The 24,217-nt window shown below is 67.7% G+C and carries 19 protein-coding genes; 11 read left to right on the forward strand and 8 right to left on the reverse strand.

The features are described from left to right. Nucleotides 1-155 precede the first annotated feature (155 nt). From HWY37_RS12795 to HWY37_RS12810, 4 genes are all read left to right on the forward strand, one after another. Nucleotides 156-1,307 carry an ABC transporter substrate-binding protein gene (locus HWY37_RS12795; protein WP_176088758.1) on the forward strand — a complete coding sequence of 384 codons (1,152 nt, stop codon included), beginning with the start codon at nt 156-158 and terminating at the stop codon, nt 1,305-1,307. A gap of 247 nt (nt 1,308-1,554) precedes the next feature. Next, nucleotides 1,555-2,595 carry a branched-chain amino acid ABC transporter permease gene (locus tag HWY37_RS12800; protein ID WP_175205219.1) on the forward strand — a complete coding sequence of 347 codons (1,041 nt, stop codon included), beginning with the start codon at nt 1,555-1,557 and terminating at the stop codon, nt 2,593-2,595. Then, a complete protein-coding gene (locus tag HWY37_RS12805; RefSeq protein WP_175205220.1) occupies nt 2,592-4,385 on the forward strand; it encodes a branched-chain amino acid ABC transporter ATP-binding protein/permease in 1,794 nt (597 codons plus the stop codon). Before HWY37_RS12800 ends, HWY37_RS12805 begins: the two co-directional genes overlap by 4 nt. Beyond that, nucleotides 4,385-5,137, forward strand: a complete 753-nt coding sequence (locus tag HWY37_RS12810; protein WP_176088759.1) for an ABC transporter ATP-binding protein — start codon at nt 4,385-4,387, stop codon at nt 5,135-5,137. Before HWY37_RS12805 ends, HWY37_RS12810 begins: the two co-directional genes overlap by 1 nt. A 30-nt stretch (nt 5,138-5,167) precedes the next feature. On the opposite strand, the gene HWY37_RS12815 is transcribed toward HWY37_RS12810, so the two are convergent. Beyond that, complete coding sequence (locus HWY37_RS12815) at nt 5,168-6,103, reverse strand: glycosyltransferase family 2 protein (protein ID WP_176088760.1); 936 nt, start codon at nt 6,101-6,103, stop codon at nt 5,168-5,170. A 224-nt stretch (nt 6,104-6,327) separates the two neighbouring features. Here HWY37_RS12815 and HWY37_RS12820 point away from each other — a divergent pair, with 224 nt between their 5' ends. Continuing rightward, the gene (locus HWY37_RS12820) at nt 6,328-7,302 is read left to right on the forward strand and encodes a LysR family transcriptional regulator (protein WP_176088761.1); all 975 of its coding nucleotides are present in this window, start codon (nt 6,328-6,330) and stop codon (nt 7,300-7,302) included. Between the two features lie 99 nt (nt 7,303-7,401). Here the strand turns inward: HWY37_RS12820 and HWY37_RS34775 are convergent, their stop codons facing one another. The 4 genes from HWY37_RS34775 to HWY37_RS12835 form a co-directional block, all read right to left on the reverse strand. Beyond that, complete coding sequence (locus tag HWY37_RS34775) at nt 7,402-7,530, reverse strand: hypothetical protein (RefSeq protein WP_255423380.1); 129 nt, start codon at nt 7,528-7,530, stop codon at nt 7,402-7,404. 216 nt (nt 7,531-7,746) lie between these two features. Then, entirely contained in the window at nt 7,747-8,679 is a 933-nt protein-coding gene (locus tag HWY37_RS12825; protein ID WP_176088762.1) for a sugar kinase, read from the reverse strand. Then, the gene (locus tag HWY37_RS12830) at nt 8,672-9,319 is read right to left on the reverse strand and encodes a bifunctional 4-hydroxy-2-oxoglutarate aldolase/2-dehydro-3-deoxy-phosphogluconate aldolase (RefSeq protein ID WP_175205225.1); all 648 of its coding nucleotides are present in this window, start codon (nt 9,317-9,319) and stop codon (nt 8,672-8,674) included. The genes HWY37_RS12825 and HWY37_RS12830 overlap by 8 nt, the downstream gene beginning before the upstream one ends. 22 nt (nt 9,320-9,341) lie before the next feature. Continuing rightward, the gene (locus tag HWY37_RS12835; protein WP_175205226.1) at nt 9,342-10,127 is read right to left on the reverse strand and encodes an IclR family transcriptional regulator; all 786 of its coding nucleotides are present in this window, start codon (nt 10,125-10,127) and stop codon (nt 9,342-9,344) included. A gap of 241 nt (nt 10,128-10,368) precedes the next feature. Between HWY37_RS12835 and uvrA the strand changes: the two genes are divergently transcribed. The 3 genes from uvrA to HWY37_RS12850 all read left to right on the forward strand — a co-directional run bounded on the left by uvrA (nt 10,369) and on the right by HWY37_RS12850 (nt 17,976). After that, on the forward strand, nt 10,369-16,131 hold the full coding sequence (uvrA, locus tag HWY37_RS12840) for an excinuclease ABC subunit UvrA (RefSeq protein ID WP_176088763.1): 5,763 nt from the start codon (nt 10,369-10,371) through the stop codon (nt 16,129-16,131). A gap of 5 nt (nt 16,132-16,136) precedes the next feature. Then, the gene (locus tag HWY37_RS12845; protein ID WP_176088764.1) at nt 16,137-17,273 is read left to right on the forward strand and encodes an aminodeoxychorismate synthase component I; all 1,137 of its coding nucleotides are present in this window, start codon (nt 16,137-16,139) and stop codon (nt 17,271-17,273) included. A 70-nt stretch (nt 17,274-17,343) separates the two neighbouring features. Beyond that, complete coding sequence (locus tag HWY37_RS12850) at nt 17,344-17,976, forward strand: aminotransferase class IV family protein (RefSeq protein WP_176088765.1); 633 nt, start codon at nt 17,344-17,346, stop codon at nt 17,974-17,976. A gap of 35 nt (nt 17,977-18,011) precedes the next feature. Here HWY37_RS12850 and HWY37_RS12855 read toward each other — a convergent pair whose 3' ends face one another. After that, nucleotides 18,012-18,914, reverse strand: a complete 903-nt coding sequence (locus HWY37_RS12855; protein WP_176088766.1) for a LysR family transcriptional regulator — start codon at nt 18,912-18,914, stop codon at nt 18,012-18,014. A 211-nt stretch (nt 18,915-19,125) separates the two neighbouring features. On the opposite strand from HWY37_RS12855, the gene HWY37_RS12860 reads away from it, so the two are divergent. The 3 genes from HWY37_RS12860 to HWY37_RS12870 are packed head-to-tail and all read left to right on the forward strand — an operon-like array spanning nt 19,126 to nt 21,190. Continuing rightward, entirely contained in the window at nt 19,126-20,385 is a 1,260-nt protein-coding gene (locus tag HWY37_RS12860) for an aromatic ring-hydroxylating dioxygenase subunit alpha (protein ID WP_175205231.1), read from the forward strand. Between the two features lie 2 nt (nt 20,386-20,387). Beyond that, entirely contained in the window at nt 20,388-20,861 is a 474-nt protein-coding gene (locus tag HWY37_RS12865; RefSeq protein ID WP_175205232.1) for an aromatic-ring-hydroxylating dioxygenase subunit beta, read from the forward strand. A gap of 17 nt (nt 20,862-20,878) precedes the next feature. Further along, on the forward strand, nt 20,879-21,190 hold the full coding sequence (locus HWY37_RS12870) for a non-heme iron oxygenase ferredoxin subunit (protein WP_176088767.1): 312 nt from the start codon (nt 20,879-20,881) through the stop codon (nt 21,188-21,190). Nucleotides 21,191-21,238: 48 nt separating this feature from the next. Here HWY37_RS12870 and HWY37_RS12875 read toward each other — a convergent pair whose 3' ends face one another. Next, nucleotides 21,239-22,069, reverse strand: a complete 831-nt coding sequence (locus HWY37_RS12875; RefSeq protein ID WP_176088768.1) for a tRNA threonylcarbamoyladenosine dehydratase — start codon at nt 22,067-22,069, stop codon at nt 21,239-21,241. Between the two features lie 711 nt (nt 22,070-22,780). Beyond that, nucleotides 22,781-24,217 (reverse strand): efflux transporter outer membrane subunit, encoded by a 1,437-nt coding sequence (locus HWY37_RS12880; protein WP_176088769.1) that lies wholly within the window; start codon nt 24,215-24,217, stop codon nt 22,781-22,783.

Here is a 24,217-nt window from a genome sequence, read left to right on the forward strand (position 1 = left end):
GATAGGTAAGCACTGCGGACCAGGTCTACAGTGCGAGCCTGCGCACAAGAAAGTTTAAGCAACAAGTATTAAAGCAAACCAAGCAAGCACAGAAGTACCGTTTTCTCCGTTTTCCAGCCGCACCCCCACCCTGCTCCCTATCCGGAGGTTTTGCCATGCTGTCGAAGAAACTCCCCCTGGCCGCTGCCGCCGCGGTAGCCGCGCTGTTCGCCCTGCCCGCCCTGGCCCAAGTCAAGGTCGGCGTCGTCACCTCGTCCACCGGCCCCACGGCCCTGGTCGGGATCCCCCAGAAGAACACCGTGCCGCTGCTGCCCAAGAAGATCGGCGACCTGACCGTGGAGTACATCTCGCTGGATGACGCCAGCGATTCCACCAACTCGGTGACGGCCTTCAAGAAGCTGATTTCGGAACAGAACGTGGACGCGCTGATCGGCCCGTCGGGCTCGCCCAACGCCATGGGCGTGATCCAGTTCGCGGCCGAGGCCGGCGTGCCCATGCTGGCGCCGGTGGGCACCGCCGCGGTCGTGCTGCCCATGAACGAGCAGAAGAAGTGGGTCTTCAAGACCACCCAGAACGACGACATCATCGCGCGCGCGCTGGTCGATCACATGGCCAAGACCGGCATCAAGACGGTCGGCTTCATCGGCCTGAACGATCCCTACGGTGAGAACTGGTCCAAGGTGTTCGCGGGCCTGGCCGCGGAAAAGGGCATCAAGATCACCGCCAACGAACGCTACCTGCGCTTCGACAGCTCTGTCACGGGCCAGGCGCTGAAGATCCTGGCCGCCAAGCCGGACGCCGTGCTGATTGCCGCCCCCGGCGCCGCCAGCGTGCTGCCGCAGACCACGCTGTTCGATCAGGGCTACAAGGGCAAGTTCTACCAAACCCATGGCGCGGCCCTGCCCGACTTCCTGAAGCTGGGCGGCAAGAAGGTCGAAGGCACGATCCTGGCCGCCAGCCTGATGCTGGTGCTGCCGGAAATGCCTGACAGCAACCCGTCCAAGAAGGTCGCCGCCGACTACATCGCCGCCTACGAAAAGCTCAACGGCTCCAAGCCGGCCACCTTCGGCGCCAACGTCTACGACGCCGGCCTGCTGCTGGAAAAGGCCGTGCCGCTGGCTGAAAAGGCCGGCAAGCCGGGCACCAAGGAATTCCGCAGCGCGCTGCGCGATGCGCTGGAACAGACCAAGGAGCTGGTCGGCACCCAGGGCGTCTACAACATGTCCGCCGCCGACCACAGCGGCTTCGACGACCGCGGCCGCGAACTCATCACCGTCAAGGACGGCGCCTGGAAGCTGATGAAATAGTCCCCCCCCGAAGCGCTGCGCGCTTCCCCCCCAGGGGGGCATGCCTGCGGACCGGCAGAGCCCGGATCCGCGGCATCCCGCTAGGGGTGCATAGAGCCTGCTTCGTGGCATCTCGATGGGGTGCGCAGAGTCGGTTCCGTGGCATCCCGATAGGGTGCGCAGAGTTTGCTCCGTAGCATCCCGGAGGGTGCGCGCGGACAGGGGATGACGTACCTGGCGTGCTTGTCTGTCTTACCCGGAATTTCGCATGAATGCTCAGATTGCCCTGATACTCGGGCAGGACGGCATCACCAACGGCGCCATCTATGCGCTGCTGGCCTTGTCCATCCTGCTGGTCTTTACCGTCACCCGCGTGCTGTTCATCCCGCAAGGCGAGTTCGTCGCGTTCGGCGCGCTCACCATGGCTGCGCTGCAGGCCGGCAAGCCGGTGCTGCTGGTGTGGCTGCTGTTCGCCTTCGCGGTGGCCGAGGTCGGCGCCGATCTGCTGGCGCGCCGCAAGCGGCCGGGCCGCAACCGCGGCGCATGGCGCATGGCGGTGAAGCTGGTCTATCCGCTGGCGCTGGCCGCGCTGTTCTACAAGCTGCCGCTGGCGCAGCTGCCCATGGCGGCGCAGGCCTTGCTGACGCTGCTGCTGGTGGTGCCGATGGGACCGCAGCTGTATCGCCTGTTCTATCAGCCTATCGCGTCGGCCTCGACGCTGGTGCTGCTGATCGTGTCCATCGCCGTGCACCTGGCGCTGGTCGGCCTGGGGCTGCTGGCCTTCGGTGCCGAGGGCGCACGCACTGCGCCGTTCAGCGACGCCAGCCTGGCGCTGGGTCCGCTGAACGTCAACAGCCAGGCGCTGTGGGTGGTGGCGGTGTCGGCCCTGCTCATCATCGTGCTTTACCAGTTCTTTGAACGCTCGATGTACGGCAAGGCGCTGCGCGCCGCGGCCTTCAACCGGCTGGGCGCGCGGCTGATGGGCATTTCGCCGGTCTTCGCGGGCAAGGCCACGTTCTTCCTGGCCGCGCTGATCGGCACGGTCTCGGGCATTCTGATCGCGCCCATCACCACCATGTACTTCGACTCCGGCTTCATGGTCAGCCTGAAGGGCTTCGTGGGCGCGATCATCGGCGGACTGGTGAGCTATCCGCTGGCCGCCGCCGGCGCCATCCTGGTCGGCCTGATCGAAGCCTTCTCCTCGTTCTGGGCCAGCGCCTACAAAGAAATCATTGTGTTCACGCTGATCATCCCCGTGCTGCTCTGGCGTTCACTGAAAAGCCATCACGTCGAGGAAGAAGACGAATGAACCCGCGCCACATCCTCCTCGCGTTCCTGGCGCTGCTGGCCCTGGCCCCGCTGGTCCTGCCGCCGTTCTACGTCACCTTGCTGAACTACATCGGCCTGTACGCCATGGTGGCGCTGGGCCTGGTGCTGCTGACCGGCGTCGGCGGCCTGACGAGCTTCGGGCAAGCCGCGTTCGTGGGCGTGGGCGCCTACACCACGGCGCTGCTGACCACCCGCGCGGACACGCTGCCGTCGTGGCTGGCGTGGTTGGGCGCCTCGCCCTGGCTGACGCTGCTGGCGGGGCTGCTGCTGACGCTGCTCATCGCCTACCTGCTGGGCGCCATCACACTCAAGCTGTCGGGCCATTTCCTGCCACTGGGCACGATCGCCTGGGGCCTGTCGCTGTACTTCGTCTTCGGCTCGGTCGAAGGCCTGGGCGGCCACACCGGCATCCCGGACATTCCCGCCATCAACCTGTTCGGCTGGACGCTGAACCAGGGCGACAACATCTACTACCTGATCTGGGCCTTCCTGCTGGTGGCGGTATGGTCCACGCAGAACCTGCTGGATTCGCGCGAGGGCCGCGCCATCCGGGCGCTCAAGGGCGGCCGGGTGATGGCGGAGTCCATGGGCGTGGACACGGCCCGCTCGCGCATGGTGATCTTCATCATCGCGGCGCTGCAGGCCTGCGCCTCGGGCTGGCTGTATGCGCACATGCAGCGCTTCGTGAACCCCAATCCCTTCGGCCTGCAGATGGGCATCGAATACCTGTTCATGACCGTCATCGGCGGCGCGGGGCAGGTGTGGGGCGCGCTGGTCGGCGCGGGCGTCTTCACCGTGCTCAAGCAATGGCTGCAGGACTGGATGCCCAGGCTGCTGGGCCAGACCGGCAACTTCGAGGTGATCGTGTTCGGCTTCGGCATGGTGCTGCTGCTGCACCGCGCGCGCAGCGGCCTGTGGCCGGTCCTGACGCGCTGGGTGCCGGTGAAGAAGCAGCCGCGCAAGCTGGACATGAATGCCGAGCCCTTGCCGCGCAAGCCCATGCCGCCGCGCGGCGAAGTGGTGCTCAAAGCCGTGGACGTGACGCGCAAGTTCGGCGGCCTGGTCGCCAACAACGCCATGAACCTGGAAATCCGCGCCGGCGAGATCCTGGCGCTGATCGGCCCCAACGGCGCCGGCAAGAGCACCATGTTCAACCAGATTTCCGGCGTCGACACACCGACCTCGGGCACGGTGACGCTGCTGGGCCAGTCGGTGGCCGGCGCCGGCGCGCGCCGCATCGCGCGGCTGGGCCTGTCGCGCACGTTCCAGCACGTGCGCCTGCTGGGCCGCATGAGCGTGCTGGAAAACGTGGCCATCGGCGCGCACCTGCGCGGCCACCGCGGCGTGCTGCCGGCCGCCTGGCGGCTGGACCGCGCCGAGGAAGCGCGCCTGCTGGCCGAAGCCGCGCGCCAGGTCGAGCGCACCGGACTGGGCAAGCATCTGCATGACGAGGCCGGCTCGCTAGCCCTGGGACAGCAGCGCATCCTGGAAATCGCCCGCGCCCTGGCGTCCGATCCCTGCATCCTGCTGCTGGACGAGCCCGCCGCGGGCCTGCGCTACCAGGAAAAGCGCGAGCTGGCCGAGCTGCTGAAGAAGCTGCGCGCCGAAGGCATGGCGATCCTGCTGGTGGAGCACGACATGGACTTCGTGATGGGGCTGGTGGACCGCGTGGTGGTCATGGACTTCGGCGAGAAGATCGCCGAGGGCCTGCCCGGCGAGATCCAGAACAACCCCGCGGTGCTGGAAGCCTATCTGGGCGGAGTGGAATGATGAGCGCGAAATTGCTGGAAGTGCACGACCTGCGCGTGGCCTACGACAAGGTCGAGGCCGTCTCGGGCGTCAGCCTGGAAGTGGGCGAAGGCCAGATCGTGACCGTGATCGGCCCCAACGGCGCCGGCAAGACGACCCTGCTGTCCGCCATCATGGGCGTGCTGCCGTCCAGCGGCCAGATCGTCTTCGGCGGCAAGCGGCAGGAACACGCCGAAATCGAGGAAATGGTGGCCGCGGGCATGAACCTGGTGCCCGAAAAGCGCGAGCTGTTCTCCGAGATGACGGTGGAAGACAACCTGATGCTGGGCGCGTTCCACCGCTTTCGCTGCGGTCTGCGCGACCAGGAGCAGACGCTGGCCGAAGTCTACGAGCTGTTTCCGCGCCTGAAGGAGCGCCGCGCGCAGCTGTCCGGCACGCTGTCCGGCGGCGAGCGCCAGATGCTGGCGGTGGGCCGCGCGCTGATGGCCAAGCCGAAGCTGCTGATGCTGGACGAGCCCAGCCTGGGCCTGGCCCCGCGCATCGTGCGCGAAGTGTTCCGCATCGTCGCCCGCCTGCGCGAAATGGGCGTGTCGATCCTGCTGATCGAGCAGAACGCCCGCGCCGCGCTGCAGGTGGCCGATTACGCCTATGTGCTGGAAACCGGCGCCGTCACGCTGGAAGGCCCGGCGGCCCAGGTGGCGGAGGATCCGCGCGTGGTCGAGGTCTATCTGGGGCTTGGGCACGGGGCGGCGCCCGCCGCGGCTCCCGCTTGAAATGCGGGCCGCGGCCTGCCGCCGCGGGTCCTAGGCGACGCCGCGGCGCCGGTCGCGGCGGTACAGGGCATAGCCCAGCGGCCACATCGCCGCCACCATGAACTTCGCCAGGGGGTTCGTCAGCTTGTAGGCCTGCACCGCGGTCGGCACCCCGGAGTGCTTCAGGTGCAGGCGGAAGCGCGTATAGCGCGCCGCGGCCATGATGAATTCGCGCGGCCGGTAGCGGAAGAATTCCAGGTGGTGCTGCAGCATGTCCCAGGCCAGCAGGTACAGGCCCTGGGCGTTGTTGGCCACGGAAACCGCGCCCTGGCTCAAGCCGCCAGGCGTGTCGTGATAGGTGCGCACGACGCGGTTGATGAAGCGGCTCAGGTAGCCGGCGCGGGCGATCGCCCACCACACCAGGCTTTCGGGCACGAAGCCCGCGACGTCCTCGGGGAAGGGAAATTTTCTGAGGATGTCGGTGCGCATACAGCCGAATTTCTCGCCCTTGATGCGGTAGCGGAAATAGACGTCCACCGCGGTGCTGTCGAACACGTCCTGCGGATAGCGGTCGCCGACGATGCTGCCGTCGGGGCGCGCGCACAGGCCCGTCACCGCGACATAGGATTCGCGCCGCGCCGGCGGAATCGCGTCCCAGGTTTCCTTGAAGATGGCCAGGGCGTCGGGTGGCATCTCGTCGTCGCTGTCCAGGGCGACGATCAGCTCGCCGCGCGCCTCGCGCACGCCGCGGTTGAAGGCGGTTTTCTTGTGGCGGTTGTTCTGCCAGAAATAGCGGATGGGAAAATCGGCGCGCGCCTGCCAGTCCAGAATGGATTCGTGGGTGTTGTCGGTGGAGCCGTCGTCCACCACTACCCATTCGAAATCCCGGAAAGTCTGCCGGGAAAGGGATTCATAGACACGATGCAGCGTGCCCGCCCGGTTGTAGGTGGGCGTTAAAACAGTAAAAAGAGTTGGTGTGTCGGTCATGCCCACTGAGCCCCTTTGCGATGCGTAGCGCAAACGCTGCGGTCTTGGTTTTGGTGTTTTCGCCTGAAGTGTAGGGGATATGCTTGCGCGAACCGGCGCCGCCGCGCGCGAATTTGCAATCAAATCTGACAAAATCACAGCTTTATCGGACTTGGCGGTATCGCGCCTGTCTTCGGCCGCATATCCGGGTGGCGTACACTCGGGCGGCCAAAACCGGAATGCCTATGGAAGCTTCGACCGTCCAGCTCAATGACATCGCCTTGTTCGTGGAGGTTGCCAAGCGCAAGAGCTTCAGCCTGGCGGCGCGCGCGCTCAATATGCCGACTTCCACCTTGTCGCGCCGCATCAACGAGCTGGAACGCGCCATCGGCCTGCGGCTGATCAACCGCAACACGCGCCGCCTGGACCTCACGGAAGCCGGCGCGGCCTATATGCGCCGATGCCAGGGCCTGATCGACGAGGCCCGCCTGGCGCACGAGCAGCTGCAATCGCTGTCGGGCGGCCCCTCGGGCAATCTGCGGGTCTCCATGCCCTACAGCCTGGCCATGTGGCTGCTGCCCGAAACCATCACCGATTTCACCGATCGCTATCCCGAAGTGGAATGCGAATTCGACCTGAGCATGATGACGGCCTCCGACGCGCAGGGCACCCCGTTCGACGTGGTGCTGCGATTCGGCAACGACGCCCATCATCCGCGGACCGCGGCGGAAAGCGGCTATGACAATGGCAACGGCAACAGCACCGTGCCTAGCGGCGCCGTGGTGCAGGAACTGGTTTCCCTGGAGAACCACCTGTATGCCTCGGACCGCTACCTGGCCCGGCACGGCGAACCCAAGGTGCCGGCGGACCTCAGCCAGCACCAGTGCTTGCGCACCGCCATCGACGAAGCGCATTCGCACTGGACGCTGCACCGCGGCGCGGTCACCGAACGCGTGCCGGTCAGCGGCCATCTGGCGGCCAACAACATGAGCATCGCCGGCACGCTGGCGGGGCTGGACCTGGCGATTACCCGCATGCCGCACTGCCATGCGCTCGCCCCCATCATCAAGCGCAATTCGCTCAAGCGCGTGCTGCCGGGCTGGAAGGTGGACCCGATTTCGATCTACGTGGTGTATCCGTCCAGCATCCAGCCGGCGAAGACCCGCGCCTTCATGGATTTCATCCTGCCCAAGCTCGGCCCGCCCCAGGACCAGGAATAGACGTGGCGCCGCCCCGGCCGGCTGCGGACGAAAAAAAACCCGCGCGGCGCACCGGCGGGTTTTTTTATCGGACCGGAAAACTCCGGCCGAACGCGTCAATTAGACGCGCTTGATCTTTTCCAGCATCTTGAAAACGCCCTTGGGGGACGTGACGAACAAGCGCTTGAAAGCCTTGCCCAGGCAACGACGTTCCAGGGTGTTGCGACGCACGCGTTTGCGTTCAGCCATGTTGATTCTCCTGATGAATTGTGCGGGGATCGACGACCGCACAACCGGATACTGGGCTGGCGGAAAATTCGGGTAACTTGGCATTTTAGCCTGAAATCGGAAGGCTGCGCCAATGGCGGGATTTTGGGCGCACCCCGTCTTGTTCAGGCAACGCGGCAGGAAATCTGGGACGGATCGCCCCTGCGCCTGCCGCGCGGACTTGGATACCGCGGGCGGTCAGCCCGCGGTGCCTTGCAGCCGTTCCAGGACCTGTTCCTTGCGCGGCAGCGGGTCGACCGCGCCATAGCCCAGCGTGGACAGGGCCGCCGCCGCATTGGCGTAGCGCACCGCGTCCTCCCAGGAATCGCCCTGGCAACGGCGCGCGAGCAGGCTGCCCGCGAAGCAGTCGCCCGCCCCCGTCGCATCGACGGCATCCACGCGCAAGGCCGGCACCGCCACGCGCCGGCGGCCGTCGTCGATGATGGAACCGTCCTTGCCCAGCTTCAACACCACCACGCCGGCGGCGCCGGCGTCGCGGATCCAGTCCAGCGTGCGTTCCGGATCGTCGTTGCCGGTCAAGTGCTGCATGTCGTCCATGCTGGGCAGGAACAGGTCGGCCAGGCGCATGGTCTCGCGCAGGACGGCGCGGGCGCGGTCCACCGGCCACAGGCGCAGCCGCAGGTTCGAATCCAGGCTGACCTGGACGCCCGCCGCGCGCGCGCGCTCGATGGCGGCGAAGACGGTATCGCAAGCGCTGGTGCTGATCGCCAGGCTGATGCCCGACACGTGCAGGTAGCGGGCGCGCTCGATCAGGCCGGAATCCAGGCTGGCCGGCGTCATCAGGCTGGCGGCGGAGCCCCGACGCAGATAGCTGAAGGCATGGCCGTCCGGGCCGTGCTGCACGAAATACAGGCCGGTATGAGCCTGCTCGTCCACCTGTACGCCCGAGGTATCCACTCCCTCGGCCTGCCACAAGTCCAGGAACTGCTGGCCGAAGGCGTCGTTGCCCACCCGCGTCAGGTAGGCGCAGCGGGCGCCCTGCCGCGCCGCGGCGATGACGGCGTTGGAGGTGTCGCCGCCGAAGCCTTGCAGGTATTGGCGCTGGTCCTGCTGCGTCTGGTTCAGTTCGACCAGCGGCTCGCCCAGCGCGACGATGTCGAAATCAGCCATGGGCGGCCTCGCGGGTGCGGACGATCTGCGCCACCAGGGCAGCGGTATCGCGGGCGGCGAAGGCCGCCTTGTCGTACAGATTGCTGCCGATGCCGACCATGGCGGCGCCGGCCGCGAAGTAGGCGCCCATATTGTCCTGGGTCACGCCGCCCGTGGGGCAGAAGATCGTGTCCGGATAGACGGACTTGAGCGCCGCCAGGTGCTTGGGGCCGCCCGTGTCGGCCGGGAAGACCTTCACCACGTCCACGCCCGCGCGCCGGGCCGCCAGCACTTCGGTGGGCGTGAAGGCGCCCAGCAGGCACAGCGCGTCGGCCGCGTGCGCCAGGTCGACGATGTCGGTGGCCAGGGCCGGCGACACCAGGAAGTCCGCCCCGGCCACCAGTGCCTCGCGCGCCTGATGCTCGTCCAGCACCGTGCCCACGCCCAGCAGCAGCGCGCTGCCGTGCTTGTCGCGCAGCGCGCGCACCAGGTCGGTGACGCCGGGGATGGTCCAGGTCAACTCCAGCGTGGTGCAGCCGGCGGCCACGGCGACTTCGGCCGCATAGGCGGCGGTGGCCGCGTCCGTGTAGCGCAGCACGGGCACGACCCGGGCGGCCAACAGGGCGGCAAGCTTGGAGGCAAGAGGGGCAGATGCGGTCATGGCATTCCTTGGGGGCAGACGGTCAGGCGCCGCCGGGCGATACCGGCAGGACGGAGAGTTTGGCCGCGGCGGCGTCGCGCAGCCGCAGCAAGGGTTCGATATAGGCGGATTGCGGATCGCCGCGCCGCCGGAACAGCAAGGTGCTGACACTGACGCCGGCGATGGGCCGGCCGGCCGCGTCGCACAGCGCCACGCCGTAGCAGACGATGCCGGCTTCGTTTTCCTCGTCGTCGGTGGCGTAGCCGCGGGCCGCGGCCGTGTCCAGCATGGCGCGCAGCGCCGGCAGGCTGGTCGCGGTGCCCGGCATGCGCGCGGTCAGCGGCAGGTCGCGCAGCAGGCGCTCGCGGGAGGCCTCGTCCAGCGCCGCCAGGTAGGCCTTGCCGACCGCGCTGGAATGCAGCGCCACCGAAGCCCCCACCCGCGACGCCATGCGCACCGGGCCGGGGCTTTCCAGCTTGTCGATATAGGTCATCTCGTGCCCGGCGGGCACGGCCAGGTGCACGGTTTCGCCGGTTTCGTCGCGCAGGGCCTGCAGGTCGGGCGCCAGCGCCGCGCGCAGGTCGAACTGCGACCAGGCCCGGCTGGCCAGCGACATCAGGCGCGGCCCCAGGCGGTACGCGCCGCCGGTTTCGGCCACCATGCCCTGTTCGGCCAGGGCGGCGACGATGCGGTAGACCGTGGGCCGGGGATAGCCGCAGCTGCGCGCCAGCGACGCGGCCGTGGGCGGCTGGGGCGCATCCGCCACCGCCTGCAGCACCGTCATGAACTTGGCGAACGCCGCGGCGCCCGGGACCTTGGTTTCCAGCAACTATGTCTCCAACTAAGGACGGCATGCCTTAGCAATGAATCTGCAGAACGAGCAACGCGGACAGCGCGAATTTCAGACGAATCTGCGATACTGTTTATTTATACAGCTAGTGAGCATCGATTTTGTCCACATATTGGACGCGTGACTCACAATATAGTCAATTATTCCATATCGCCGCGCTCGGAACCAGCGATGGGTTGTCGCTCGGGCAGGCCTCTCCCCTCAGGCTACGATACCGTCCATGAGCTCCCAAATTCGCATCGTTGGCGCCCGCCAGAACAATCTCAAGAACCTGGACCTGACCATCGCCACCGGCGAACTGGTCGTCGTGACCGGCGTGTCGGGGTCCGGCAAAAGTTCGCTGGCCTTTGACACCCTGTACGCCGAGGGGCAGCGGCGGTATGTGGAAACCTTCTCGCCCTATGCGCGCCAGTTCCTGGACCGCATGGACAAGCCGCAGGTGGACCGCATCGAAGGCATCCTGCCCGCCATCGCCATCGACCAGACCAATCCGGTGCGCAGCTCGCGCAGCACGGTCGGCACGATGACCGAACTGAACGACCACCTGAAGCTGCTGTTCGCGCGCGGCGCGAAGCTGTATTGCCGCGGCTGCGGCAAGGTGGTGCGGCGCGACACCCCGGATTCCATCTACCACTCGCTGGCCGAACGCGCCGCCGTGGCCGGCGACCCGCGGCTGGTGGTGACCTTCCCCATCGCCGTGCCCGCCAACTTCACCGAGGAAGAAGTGCGCGGCTTCCTGGAGCAGCAGGGCTACACCCGCGTGCACGCCGAGGAAACCGCCGCGCCGCGCGCCGCCGCCCCGGCCAAGGGCGCCAAGAAGGCCAAGGCCGCGAAGGCCGGCACGGAATCGCGCCGCATCCTGCACGTGATCCAGGACCGCTTCCGCTTCGCCGGCACCGAACGCGAACGCGTCATGGAAGCGCTGGACACCGCATTGCGCATGGGCGCCGGCCACCTGGCCGTGTACGTCATGGACGCGGAAGGCGGCAACGCCCACATCTGGAAGTACAGCGACCGCCTGCATTGCGCCGACTGCGACATCGAATACACCGATCCGCTGCCCAGCAGCTTCTCGTTCAATTCGCCGCTGGGCGCCTGCGAAGCCTGCCGCGGCTTCGGCCGCGTGATCGGCATCGATTTCGGCCTGGTCATCCCGGACGAAAACAAGACCCTGCTGGAAGGCGCCATCAAGCCCTGGACGACCCCGTCGTACAAGGAATGCCAGGACGAATTGCAGAAGTACGCGCCCAAGGCCGGCGTGCCGCTGGGCGTGCCCTGGAAGAAGCTGAGCGAAGAACACAAGCGCTGGGTGCTGTACGGCACGCCCGACTGGAAGGGCGGCAACGACGCTTGGAAGCACCAATGGTACGGCGTGCAGCGCTTCTTCGACTGGCTCGAAACCAAGGCCTACAAGATGCACGTGCGCGTGCTGCTGTCGAAGTACCGCAGCTACACGCCCTGCCCCACCTGCAACGGCGCGCGCCTCAAGCCCGACGCGCTGCTCTGGCGCCTGGGCACCAAGGAAGAAGCCGACACCGTGCTGCCGCCGGAAGACGGCCGCTACAAGCGCTTCATGCCCGTGGGCGCCAACTGGAGCCGCGAACAGCTCGACAACCTGGGCGGCCTGTCCATCCATGACGTGATGCTGCTGCCCATCGAACGCGTGCGGACCTTCTTCGACACGCTGTCGTTCTCCGGCGCGCTGGACGCCGCCACCGACCTGCTCATGACCGAAGTGCGCGCGCGCCTCAAGTTCCTGTGCGACGTGGGCCTGGGCTACCTGACGCTGGACCGCCAGAGCCGCACGCTGTCGGGCGGCGAAGTGCAGCGCATCAACCTGACCACGGCGCTGGGCACCTCGCTGGTGAACACGCTGTTCGTGCTGGACGAGCCGTCCATCGGCCTGCACCCGCGCGACATGCACCGCGTGGTCGAAGTCATGCACCGCCTGCGCAACGCCGGCAACACGCTGGTGGTGGTGGAGCACGATCCGCAGGTCATGGTGGCCGCGGACCGCATCATCGACATCGGCCCCGGCCCCGGCGAACGCGGCGGCCAGATCGTGTTCGACGGCACCCCGGCCCAGCTGCGCGCGGCGCGCACGCTGACGGGCGACTACCTGGGCGGCCGCCAACGCGTGGAAGCGCCGCGCCCCATGCCGGTGGCGGCGAACACGCCGCGCCTGCTGCTGGAAGGCGTCAGCGCCCACAACCTGAAGAACGTCTCCGTCGAGCTGCCGCTGGGCCGCCTGGTCTGCGTGACCGGCGTGTCCGGCTCGGGCAAGTCCACCCTGGTGCAGGACGTGCTCTACCCCGCCCTGCTCAAGCAGAAGGGCAAGCCCTCGGAAGCGCCGGGCGCCTTCGAACGCCTGCTGGGCGCCGAGCAGATCGCCGAAGTGGTCATGGTGGACCAGACCCCCATCGGCAAGACCGCGCGCTCGAATCCGGCCAGCTACGTGGGCGCGTTCGACGCGATCCGCAAGCTGTTCGCCCAGGCGCCGCTGGCGCGCGAACGCGCCTACACGGCCGGCACCTTCAGCTTCAACGGCGGCGACGGCCGCTGCCCCACCTGCGGCGGCACCGGCTTCGAACACGTGGAAATGCAGTTCCTGTCCGACGTGTACCTGCGCTGCCCGGACTGCGACGGCAAGCGTTTCCGCCCCGAAGTGCTGGAAGTGCGCGTCGAACACCTGGGCAAGAGCGCGTCCATCGATGAAGTGCTGGAGATGACGGTCAGCGAGGCGCTGGACTTCTTCAAGGGCCTGCGCGACGTGCAGACCGGCCTTGCGCCGCTGGCCGACGTGGGCCTGGAATACGTGCGGCTGGGCCAGCCCGTGCCCACCCTGTCGGGCGGCGAGGCGCAGCGCCTGAAGCTGGCCGGCCACCTGGCCGAAGCGGCGCGCAGCGGCATCTCCACCGCCAAGGTCGCCAAGAAGGGCAGCCTGTTCCTGTTCGATGAACCCACCACCGGCCTGCACTTTGACGACGTGGCGCGGCTGATGCGCGCGTTCCGCAAGCTGCTGGCCGCCGGCCACACGCTGCTGGTCATCGAGCACAACCTGGACGTGATCCGCGCGGCCGACTGGCTGATCGACCTGGGCCCCGAAGGCGGCGACGCCGGCGGCCTGGTCATCGGCGTCGGCACGCCGCAGGACCTGATGGACAACCCCAACTCGCACACCGGCGCCGCCCTGCGCGACTACGAGGTCAGCATCCTGCCGGCCGACGTGGTCGTCAGCACCGACGCCGACGCGCAGGAAGTCGAGCAGGCGGGCCTGACCGCTCGCATCGCCGAGCCGGGCGAGGCCTACGACGCGGACGCGGGCCGGCCGCTGCAATCCCTGATGCGCGAGCGCCGCCAGGCCAATATGGCGATCGAGATCCGCAACGCGCGCGAGCACAACCTGAAGAACGTCAGCGTGGAAATTCCGCGCGACAAGTTCACCGTCATCACCGGCGTGTCCGGCTCGGGCAAGTCCACGCTGGCCTTCGACATCCTCTTCAACGAGGGGCAGCGCCGCTACCTGGAATCGCTCAACGCCTACGCCCGCGCCATCGTGCAGCCGGCCGGCAAACCGGACGTGGACGCCATCTTCGGCATCCCGCCCACGGTCGCCATCGAACAGCGCACCAGCCGCGGCGGACGCAAGTCCACCGTGGCCACGATGACGGAAATCCATCATTTCCTGCGCCTGCTGTACGTCAAGCTGGGCACGCAGTACTGCCCGGACTGCAACGTCGCGGTGGAGCCGCAGAACACGGACCAGATCGTGGCGCGCCTGCTGCGCGAGCACAAGGGCGAGCACATCGGCCTGCTGGCGCCGCTGGTCACCGCCCGCAAGGGCTATTACACGGACCTGGCCAAATGGGCCGGCTCCAAGGGCCACTCGCACCTGCGCGTGGACGGCGAGTTCATCCCCGTGGCCCCGTGGCCGCGGCTGGACCGCTACAAGGAACACACCATCGAACTGCCGATCGCGGACGTGGTGGTGGACCCGGCCAATGAGGCCGAACTGCGCGCCGCGGTCAAGAATGCGCTGGAAAACGGCCAGGGCGTGATGTCGGTGGTCTGGCCCGTGAACAAGCTGCACGAGGCGCTGGACAGCGACCTGCAGCAGCAGCACTTCTCGGTCAAGCGCGCCTGCCCGTCCTGCGGCACCAGCTTCCCCGAACCCGACCCGCGCCTGTTCTCGTACAACTCCAAGCACGGCTGGTGCACTGGCTGCTACGGCACCGGCCTGCAATTGCAAGGTTTCGACGAGGAGCAGACCGGCGAGGAAACCGCCTGGAACGCGTGGTACGAAGGCGAAGCCAAGCCCTGCACGCAATGCGACGGACAGCGCCTGAACCGCGTGGCCCGCGCCGTGCGCTGGCGCGACAAGTCCATCGCGGAACTGGCCTCGCTGCCGGTGTCGGACGCGCATACCTTCTTCACCGGCCTGGTGGCGCGCGGCCGCGAAGGCGAGATCGCCCGCGACATCCTCACGGAAATCCGCGGACGCCTGAACTTCATGCAAGAGGTCGGGCTGAACTACCTGGCGCTGGACCGGGCCGCGCCCACGCTGTCTGGCGGCGAGGCGCAGCGCATCCGCCTGGCCGCGCAGCTGGGTTCCAATCTGCAAGGCGTGTGCTACGTGCTGGACGAGCCGACCATCGGCCTGCACCCGCGCGACAACCGCATCCTGCTGGACGCGCTGGCGCGCCTGGAAGGCAACGGCAACACGCTGGTGGTGGTGGAGCACGACGACGACACCATCCGCCGCGCCTCGCACATCATCGACATCGGCCCGGGCGCGGGCATCCGCGGCGGCCGCGTGGTGGCCCAGGGCAGCGCGCAGGACTTGATCGAAGCGCCCGAATCCGTCACCGGCCGCTATCTGGCCAAGCCCTTGCAGCATCCGCTGCAAGGCCGCCGGCCGGTCGAGGCCGACACGCCCATGATCGAGATCAAGGGCGCGCGCCTGCACAACCTGCGCAGCGTGGACGCGAAGATCCCGGTGGGCCGCCTGAGCGTGGTGACCGGCGTGTCGGGCTCGGGCAAGTCCACCCTGGCGCGCGAAGTGCTGCTGGACAACCTGATGCAGGCCGTGTCGCAAGGCAAGGCGCCGGGCTGGGCGGGCTGCGACAGCATCAAGGGCTGGGAAGCCATCGACCGCGTGCTGGAAGTGGACCAGACGCCCATCGGCAAGACGCCGCGCTCCTGCCCGGCGACCTACGTGGGTTTCTGGGACGACGTGCGCAAGCAGTTCGCCGATACCCGCGAAGCGCGCATGCGCGGCTGGACGGCGGCGCGCTTCTCGTTCAACACCGGCGACGGCCGCTGCCCGATCTGCGAAGGCCAGGGCATGCGCACCATCGAAATGAACTTCCTGCCTGACGTGAAGGTGCCCTGCGACGCCTGCAACGGCGCGCGCTTCAACAACGACACCCTCAGCGTGCAGATGCGCGGCAAGAACGCCGGCGAACTGCTGGCCATGGAAGTGGACGACGCCATCGCCTACTTCGCGGCGCACCCCAAGATCCACCGCCCCTTGCAGCTGATGCAGGACGTGGGCCTGGGCTACCTGACGCTGGGCCAGCCCTCGCCCACCCTGTCGGGCGGCGAGGCGCAGCGCATCAAGCTGGTGACCGAGCTGTCCAAGGCCCGCCTGACCGACGGCCTGATCAAGACCGGCCGCGCCTCGCGCATCCCGCACACGCTGTACGTGCTGGACGAGCCCACCGTGGGTCTGTCGATGGCCGACGTGGAAAAGCTGATCCACGTGCTGCACCGCCTGGTGGAAGCCGGCAACACCGTGGTGGTGATCGAGCACAACCTGGACGTGATCGCCGAAGCCGACTGGCTGCTGGACCTGGGCCCCGAAGGCGGCACGGGCGGCGGCAAGCTGGTGGGCGAAGGCTCGCCGGAACACGTCATGACCCTGAGCGACCATTCCCACACGGGACGGGTCCTGAAGGAATTCCTGGCCCATCAACAGCAGTAGGCAGCATGGAATGTCGTTTTGAAGACCGGCTGGCCGGCCGCGCGCTGCGATTCGAGGGCTTTTGCTCGCGGATCGAGGCGCGCGCCGCCGCCGAGGTCGGCCCTGCCCTGGCCGCGATCGAGGCGCAGCGGCGGCAGGGCCGCTGGATCGCCCTGTTGCTGGATTACGAGCTGGGCGAATGGCTGTTGCCGGAAGCCGCCATGGCGCCGCCCACAGGCCCCTGGACGCCGCCGCGCGCTGACGGCACGCCGCGCCTGACGGCGCTGGTTTTCGAGCGCAAGCATGACGAAGCGCCCTGGGACGCGCCAGCGCCTGGCAGCGCGCCGGCCGCCATCAGCCTGCCCGCCCCCCGCATGACCGAGGCGGACTATGTGCATCAGATCGAGGCCATCCGCGGGCTGATCGGCGACGGCGAGCTGTATCAGGTGAACTACACCCAGCCGCTGGACCTGCAGTTCCAGGGCGACGCGGCCGCGCTATACCGGCGCATCGCCGCCCGCAACCCGGTGGCGCACGGCGCCTACATCCAGGACGGCGCGCGCACGGTGCTGTCGTTTTCGCCCGAGCTGTTCGTGCGCCGCAACGGCCCGCGCCTGACCACGCGCCCCATGAAGGGCACCGCTCCGCGCCACCCCGATCCGGCCGAGGACGAACGACTGGGCCAGGCGCTGCTGGCCAGCGAAAAAAACCGCGCAGAGAACCTCATGATCGTGGACCTGCTGCGCAACGACCTGGGCCGGTTGGCCGAACCGGGCTCGGTGCGGGTGGATGCGCTGTTCTCGCTGGAGCGCTATCCCACGGTCTGGACCATGACGTCCACGGTATCGGCGCTGGCGCCGGACGCCTCGCTGGAAGACGTGCTGCGCGCGCTGTTCCCCTGCGGCTCGATCACTGGCGCCCCCAAGGTGGCTGCCATGCGCCGCATCCGCCAGATGGAGCCCGCGCCGCGCGGCCTGTATTGCGGCAGCATCGGCTGGCTGGCGCCCGACGGCGACTTCTCGCTGAATGTCGCGATCCGCACCCTGGTGCTGGACGCGGACGGCCATGGCGTCTACAGCGTGGGCGGCGGCATCGTGCACGATTCGGACCCGGCCGAGGAATGGCAGGAATGCCACTGGAAGGCCCGCATCCTGCGGACCTGAGTCCGGCACGCCGCCATCGGTAGTAGGATAGAGCGCGGCCGCAGCGTACCCATAGACCCAGGAGAGTCCCATGCAACCCGAACTGATCGAGACCATCCTGGTCGATGCCGAACGCCGGGTGCCGCTGCTGGCGCGCCACCTGAAGCGGCTGGAAGCGTCCTGCAAGGCGCTGGGCTATGGCTGGGGCGGCCGGGCCGTCGAAGCCGACATCATGATCACCGCGCTGGGCGTGTCCACGCCCGGGCCGCACCGCCTGCGCCTGCTGGTGGCGCGCGACGGCAGCCGCAGCATCCAGACGGCGCCGCTGCCGCCCCTGCCCGCGGTGCAGGAAGCCATGCTGGCGCCCGAAGCGCTGCGTTCGTCCGAACCGCTGCTGCGCTACAAGACCACCTACCGCCCCTGGTACACCAAGACGATCGAATGGCTGCCCTCGCATCCGCACATCTTCGATCTGCTCTATCTGAATGAACGCGGCGAACTCTGCGAAGGCAGCCGCAGCAACGTCTATCTGCGCCTGGACGGTGACTGGTACACGCCGCCCGTGGACAGCGGCTGTCTGCCCGGCGTGCAGCGCGCCGAACTGCTGGACACGGAACAGGTGGAAGAGCGCGTCCTGACCCTGGCCGACCTGCATGCCGCCGACGAGGTCCGCCTGTCCAATGCGCTGCGCGGCTGGTTTCCCGTGGTGCTGCGCGAAGCCTAGGGCCTGTTCACACTAGAAGGGGCCTTGCACAGGCCCTAGTCCGCGAACTCGTCCACCACCACCTGCCGCAGCCACTGGTTGGCCGGCTCGCGATGATTCCGGGCGTGCCAGAACACATTGATAACGGACTCCGGGATCTTCACCGGACAGGGCGCGGTCGCCAGGCCGAACGGCCCGCAGGCGCAGTCGGCGAAACGCTGTGGCACCACCGCGATCATGTCGGTGGCGGCCAGCACCGGCCCCACCGCGATGAAGTGCGGCACGGTCAGGCGCAGGCGCCGCCGGATGCCTGCCTGTTCGATCACCTGGTCCACCACGCCATGGCCGGTGCCCTCCGACGCGATGGCCACATGCTCGGCGGCGCGGAACTGCCGGGCGGAAACGCCGGTGCGCGCCAGGGGGTGGTCGCGGCGGAAGATGCACACGTAGGGCTGGCGGAACAGCTGGCGCTGGAAGAAGCCGGTCTTCAAGTCAGGCAAGAAGCCCATGGCCAGGTCGATGCGGCCGCGCTCCATCTCGTCCTTCACGTCGATCGAGGTGGTGCGCACGGTGCGCACCGTCACGCCCGGCGCGGCGCGGTCCAGCGCGCGCATCAGCCGCGGCAGGAAATAGGTCTCGCCCACGTCGTTCACGCCGATCACGAAGGCGCGCCCGCTGTGCGCCGGGTCGAAGGCGGCGCGAGCGTTCAGGGTGCTGTGCAGCGCCTCCAGCGCCGCGGCGATGGGCTGCGCCAGATCCTGCGCGTAGGGCGTGGGCACCATGCCGCGCGAGGTCCGCAGGAACAGCTCATCGCCCAGCAGCTTGCGCAGCCGGCCCAGCGCGTTGCTGACGCCGGGCTGCGAAATGCCCAGGCTCTCGGCCACGGCGGACACCCGGCCGTGCTTGCGCAGTTCGTTGAAGACGACCAGCAGGTTCAGATCCACGTCTTGCAGGTTCATGCGCTTGCCTCCACCAATATTCATTCTGGTGATTTATCTCATTAAGCAGATTCTATTTATTTATTTCGCAGCCTGCCCGATGATGTGACAAACGCCTGCGCCCATGCCGCGCCGGCTCTGCCGGACCGCTCCCGCGGCCCGCCGAACCAAGGAGACACGCCATGCGTACCTGTACGCGTCCCGCCGCCGCGCCCTGTAGCCGGAGCGGATCATGAACGCCCCCGAGCAACCCATTCAATTCGCCCCGCGCTGGCAGGACGACGGCTCCCACCGCATTCCCTTCGGCGTCTACACGGACGCCGCGCTGCACCAGCGCGAACTGGAGCGGTTCTTCTACCGCGCGCACTGGAGCTACGTGGGCCTGGAAGCCGAGATCCCGAATCCGGGCGACTTCAAGCGCACCACCGTGGGCGAGCGCTCCGTCATCCTGCTGCGCGACAACGAGGGCCAGGTGCGCGTGGTGGAAAACGTATGCGCGCACCGCGGCGTGCAGTTCTGCCGCGAACGCTCCGGCAACCGCAGCGAATTCGTCTGTCCTTACCACCAGTGGAACTACGACCTGCAAGGCAATCTGATCGGGGTGCCGTTCCGCCGCGGCGTGAAGCAGGACGGCAAGGTCAACGGCGGCATGCCGCCCGATTTCAAGCCGGAAGAACACGGCCTGACCAAGCTTGCCGTGGCCTGCCGCAACGGCGTGGTGTTCGCCTCATTCGACCATGAGGTCGAGCCGCTGGAAGACTATCTGGGGCCCGACATCCTGCACTACTTCGACCGCGTCTTCGACGGCCGCGAACTGGTGATCCACGGCTACAGCCGTCAGCGCATCCCGGGCAACTGGAAGCTGATGCAGGAGAACATCAAGGACCCCTACCATCCCGGCCTGCTGCACACCTGGTTCGTCACCTTCGGCCTGTGGCGGGCGGACAACCGGTCCGAACTGAAAATGGACCGCCACTTCCGCCACGCCGCGATGATCTCGACCCGCGGCCAGGGCGGCAAGGGCAGCGTGACCAGCGGCGTGTCCAGCTTCAAGGAACAGATGTCGCTGAACGACGACCGCTTCCTGGACATCGTGCCCGAGCCCTGGTGGAACGGCCCCACCGCCGTGCTGATGACGCTGTTCCCCAGCGTCATCATCCAGCAGCAGGTGAACTCGCTGTCCACGCGCCACATCCAACCGGTGGGCCACGACGCCTTCGATTTCGTCTGGACGCATTTCGGCTTCGCCGACGATACGCCCGAGATGACGCGCCGCCGGCTGCGCCAGGCCAATCTGTTCGGCCCCGCGGGCTTCGTGTCGGCGGACGACGGCGAGGTCATCGAGTTCTCGCAAGCGGGCTTCGAGCAGAAGCCCTGGCACCGCAGCGTGGCGGAACTGGGCGGCAAGACCGCCGAGAACACCGAACACATGGTCACCGAAACGCTGATCCGCGGCATGTACGCGTATTGGCGCCGGGTCATGGAGGCCTGAAGATGCTGGACTTTCCCCTCTACTACCAACTGACCTGCCTGTACAACGACTACGCCGCCGCGCTGGACGCGGAACAGTGGGAGAAGTGGCCCGACTTCTTCATGGAAGACTGCGTGTACAAAGTGCTGCCGCGCGAGAACCACGAGCGCGGCTATCCGCTGGCGACCATGTCCTTCGAAAGCCGCGGCATGCTGAAGGACCGCATCTACGGCGCCACCGACACCATCTTCCACGACCCCTACTACCAGCGCCACGTGGTGGGCGCGCCGCGCGTGCTGTCGGTGCAGGGCGACCGCATCGAATCCGAGGCCAACTACGCCGTGTTCCGCACCAAGCCCAGCCAGCTGACCACGGTGTTCAACGTGGGCCGCTACCTGGACGTGGTGCGGCGCGGCCCGGACGGGCTCAAGTTCGAATCGCGCTTGTGCATCTTCGACAGCGAACTCGTGCCGAATTCGCTCATCTACCCCATCTGAACAAGGACACGACAACCATGAGCACGCAATGGATCAAGGCCATCGCGCGGGACGAGGTGCCTGAGGACGAAGTCATCGCCGTGCAGGCCGGCGGCCGCGAGATCGCGCTGTACGGCGTGGAGGGCGAGGTCTACGCCACCGCCAACCTCTGTACGCACGGCAATGCGCGGCTGTGCGACGGCTTTCTAGAGGGGCATGAGATCGAATGTCCGCTGCATCAAGGACGCTTCGACGTGCGCGACGGCCGCGCGCTCTGTTCGCCGCTGCGCGAGAACCTGGCCACCTATCCGGTCAGGATCGAGGACGGCGTGGTGTTCGTGGCCTTGTAGGGCTCGGCCTTTGGCGCCGGCCCTTCAGGACCCGCGTTCAGGCTGGCCCTACAGGGCCAGGCGCAGGGCTTCGTTGGCCGCCGCCATGCCCATGGCGGCCGTGACGGTCACGACCGAGCCATATCCGGCGCAGGACAGGCCTTGCGGCGCCAGGGTCTCACCCGAGGCGCCCATGTCGTCCTCGCCCTCGGCGGGCCGGGTCCAGGCGTCGGGCAGGATGGCGGGCTGGTCGAACCACAGGGCGTGGATGCCCATTTTCGGCACGCGCTTCAGGGCCCGGCCGTTCTGGTCGGAAGCCCGAGGAAAACCGTGCTCCCGGCGCAGCTTGTTGCGCAGCTTGGACAGCAGCGCATCATTGACCGCGGCCGACAGGTCGCCGGCGCGCAGGGCCAGCGGATCGGTCTTTCCGCCCGCGCCGCCACACAACAGCATGGGCACGCCGATTTCCCGCGCGTGCAGGATCATCGCGATCTTGGCCGCGGCCTGGTCGGTGCAGTCGATGATGACGGAGTACGGGCCGGGCAGGACCTCGGCGACGTTCTCGGGCGAAACGAAATCATCCACCCGCGTCAGCCGGCATTCCGGATTGATCGCCAGCACGCGCTCGGCCATGGCGTCGACCTTGGATTGGCCTAACGTGGCAGTGAGGGCGTGGATCTGGCGGTTGACGTTGGATTCTGCGATGTGGTCCAGGTCGATGAGCGTCAATGCGCCTACCCCGCAGCGCGCCAGGGCCTCGACGGTCCAGGAGCCGACGCCGCCCAGCCCGGCGACCGCCACGTGCGCATTGCGCAGGCGGGTCGGGGCTTCGGGGCCGTACAGGCGGGAGAGACTGCCGAAGCGGCGGTCGAGGTCGGCTTGGGGTTCTGGGGTGTTCATGGGGGCGTATTTTATTGCAGGCGGGCTTTGTGGGACGGGTGCTGCTTCTTTAGACGCCCGGCACGGCGGTGCCCTGCGTGGCGCGGGGCAACGATTGCGGTCCGGAGCCTTCGCTCCGGACTTCCCCTGCGTCATCCTCGTTGTCGCCTCCGGCGACTGCCTTCGGATTCCCTCGGGCTTATCGACGCCCCGCGCCACGCAGGGCACCGCCGCACCGGGCTCCGCTGATTGAATCTTGCCGGCCACAGGGACGGGCAGTGTGCTTGGCATTCTGCTCCCCGACGAAGATGAGAGAAAGATCTTGCAGGGACGCCAAAGACGGCCGCGCGGGCGGCCTTCTTTGGCATATGGGTGTCGTTGGTTGTACCGGACCGTCAGCGGCGCGCAGCGCCATCACCAATCGCAAGACGCCGCGTAAGCCCCAAAAGGCCGCCCGCGCGGCCGGCCTGGGGCGGGCCCCGCAAGACCTTCGCCCCACCCCGCCGTCGGCGAGAACCCTACGGAGACAGATCGCCCCGGCTGACGCCAAGTTTCAAACGGCAGAGCCCGTCGCGTCGGCGTTGCGGGCCGCGCGGGGAGTCGATAAGCCCGAGGGAATCTGAAGGAACCGCCGAAGGCGGTGACGAAGATGACGACGGGGAAGTCCGGAGCGAAGGCTCCGGACCGCAATCGTTGACCCGCGCGGCCCGCAACGCCGACGCGACGGGCGTCTTAAGATCCCGACGCCCCGCCAGCAGCAGACTCAATAACACCGCCACCAACATCATCCCCGCCTAATGCCTGATAAACCACCACCTGATTCACCAACCGATTCAACATATTCTCATCCCGAGAAACCTCAGCCACCCGCCGCTTCTCCTGCGCATCCAGCCAGTCCTTCAACGACACCGCCCCCGCCCGATAACGCACCTCATACAACCTCTCGGCTTCCCGCGCCGCGCGCAGCGACGCGTCCAGCTGCTCGGCCTGCAAGCGCAGCTGGGTGCGGTTCGACAAGGCGTTCTCCACGTCCGCCATCGCCTGGTACAGCGCCTGGCGGAAATTGACCACGCGCTCTTCGTAGTCGGCCTTGGAAATCTTGATGTTGAGCTGCATCTGGTTCCATTGCAGGAAAGGCAGCGTCAGCGCCGCCCCCAGGGAACCCACCGGATTCTTCAGGACGTCCGAGAGCGTCGGGCTCGAACTTCCCAGGGCGCCGGTCAGGGTCAGCGGCGGATAGAAGCTGGCGCGGGTCGCGTCGACGGTGGATAGCGCCTGGCGCAGGCGCAGTTCGGCGGCGCGCAGGTCCGGGCGGCGGCCCAGCAGTTCGGCCGGGACGCCGGCGCGGGCTTCGGGTAGCGGATATTGCGGCAGCCGCGCGGGATCGGCCATCATGCGGTCCGGCGGACCGTCGAACAAGATGGTCAGTGCGTTCGCGTATTCGACGCGCTGCTGCACCAGCAGCGTGTGCGCGGCCTGCTGGCTGGCCACGGTCTGTTCGGCCTCGGCCATTTCCAGCGCCGATGCGCCGCCCGCCGCGTACTGGGCGCGCACCAGGTCCTGCGTCTTGCGCGCGTAGGCGATGCTTTCGGCGCTGCTGGCAATGCGCTGGTTGATGAAGGCGGTCTGCCAGTAGAGCGTGGCGGTGGTGCCCACCAGCGACAGCGCCGCGCTCTGGCGGTCCTGCTCGGTCGCCAGGGCTTCCCACTGCGCGGCGTCGCGCTGGCTGGACAGCTTGCCCCACAGGTCCACTTCGTAGCTGACGGTCAGTTGCGCCGCATTGGTCCGAGTGATGGCGCGATCGCCATGCAGATTGCGGTTGCGCGTCACGTCGGCATTGCCGCCCAGTTGCGGCAACAGCTTGTCCTCGGTGATGCCGGCCTGATATTGCGCGCGGCGCACGCGGATCGCGGCGGCGGCCAGGTCGTTGTTGCGCGTCAGCGCGGCGTCGACCAGTCCGTCCAGCACGGGGTCGTTGAACTTGCGCCACCACTGGCCGCCATCGGCCAGAGGCCCGGCCTGCACGTCGCTGGCCGGCGCATGGGTCCAGGCCGCGGGCGCCGTGGTCGCGGGCGGCTCGTAGTCGGTGTGCAGCAGGCTGCCGCAACCGGCCAGCGCCAGCAGCAGCGCCAGGGCGCCGGGTTTGCAGATCAGGGAAACCGCTTTCAT

Origin of the sequence: Achromobacter anxifer (assembly GCF_903652925.1) — a bacterium.
GTDB lineage: Bacteria > Pseudomonadota > Gammaproteobacteria > Burkholderiales > Burkholderiaceae_B > Achromobacter > Achromobacter anxifer.

Bases quoted from the DNA above. Each gene is read 5' to 3' on its own strand.
- HWY37_RS12795 (WP_176088758.1), top strand. From the start codon at position 156: ATGCTGTCGAAGAAACTCCCCCTGGCCGCTGCCGCCGCGGTAGCCGCG.
- HWY37_RS12800 (WP_175205219.1), top strand. From the start codon at position 1,555: ATGAATGCTCAGATTGCCCTGATACTCGGGCAGGACGGCATCACCAAC.
- HWY37_RS12805 (WP_175205220.1), top strand. From the start codon at position 2,592: ATGAACCCGCGCCACATCCTCCTCGCGTTCCTGGCGCTGCTGGCCCTG.
- HWY37_RS12810 (WP_176088759.1), top strand. From the start codon at position 4,385: ATGAGCGCGAAATTGCTGGAAGTGCACGACCTGCGCGTGGCCTACGAC.
- HWY37_RS12815 (WP_176088760.1), bottom strand. From the start codon at position 6,103: ATGACCGACACACCAACTCTTTTTACTGTTTTAACGCCCACCTACAAC.
- HWY37_RS12820 (WP_176088761.1), top strand. From the start codon at position 6,328: ATGGAAGCTTCGACCGTCCAGCTCAATGACATCGCCTTGTTCGTGGAG.
- HWY37_RS34775 (WP_255423380.1), bottom strand. From the start codon at position 7,530: ATGGCTGAACGCAAACGCGTGCGTCGCAACACCCTGGAACGTCGTTGC.
- HWY37_RS12825 (WP_176088762.1), bottom strand. From the start codon at position 8,679: ATGGCTGATTTCGACATCGTCGCGCTGGGCGAGCCGCTGGTCGAACTG.
- HWY37_RS12830 (WP_175205225.1), bottom strand. From the start codon at position 9,319: ATGACCGCATCTGCCCCTCTTGCCTCCAAGCTTGCCGCCCTGTTGGCC.
- uvrA (WP_176088763.1), top strand. From the start codon at position 10,369: ATGAGCTCCCAAATTCGCATCGTTGGCGCCCGCCAGAACAATCTCAAG.
- HWY37_RS12845 (WP_176088764.1), top strand. From the start codon at position 16,137: ATGGAATGTCGTTTTGAAGACCGGCTGGCCGGCCGCGCGCTGCGATTC.
- HWY37_RS12850 (WP_176088765.1), top strand. From the start codon at position 17,344: ATGCAACCCGAACTGATCGAGACCATCCTGGTCGATGCCGAACGCCGG.
- HWY37_RS12855 (WP_176088766.1), bottom strand. From the start codon at position 18,914: ATGAACCTGCAAGACGTGGATCTGAACCTGCTGGTCGTCTTCAACGAA.
- HWY37_RS12860 (WP_175205231.1), top strand. From the start codon at position 19,126: ATGAACGCCCCCGAGCAACCCATTCAATTCGCCCCGCGCTGGCAGGAC.
- HWY37_RS12865 (WP_175205232.1), top strand. From the start codon at position 20,388: ATGCTGGACTTTCCCCTCTACTACCAACTGACCTGCCTGTACAACGAC.
- HWY37_RS12870 (WP_176088767.1), top strand. From the start codon at position 20,879: ATGAGCACGCAATGGATCAAGGCCATCGCGCGGGACGAGGTGCCTGAG.
- HWY37_RS12875 (WP_176088768.1), bottom strand. From the start codon at position 22,069: ATGAACACCCCAGAACCCCAAGCCGACCTCGACCGCCGCTTCGGCAGT.
- HWY37_RS12880 (WP_176088769.1), bottom strand. From the start codon at position 24,217: ATGAAAGCGGTTTCCCTGATCTGCAAACCCGGCGCCCTGGCGCTGCTG.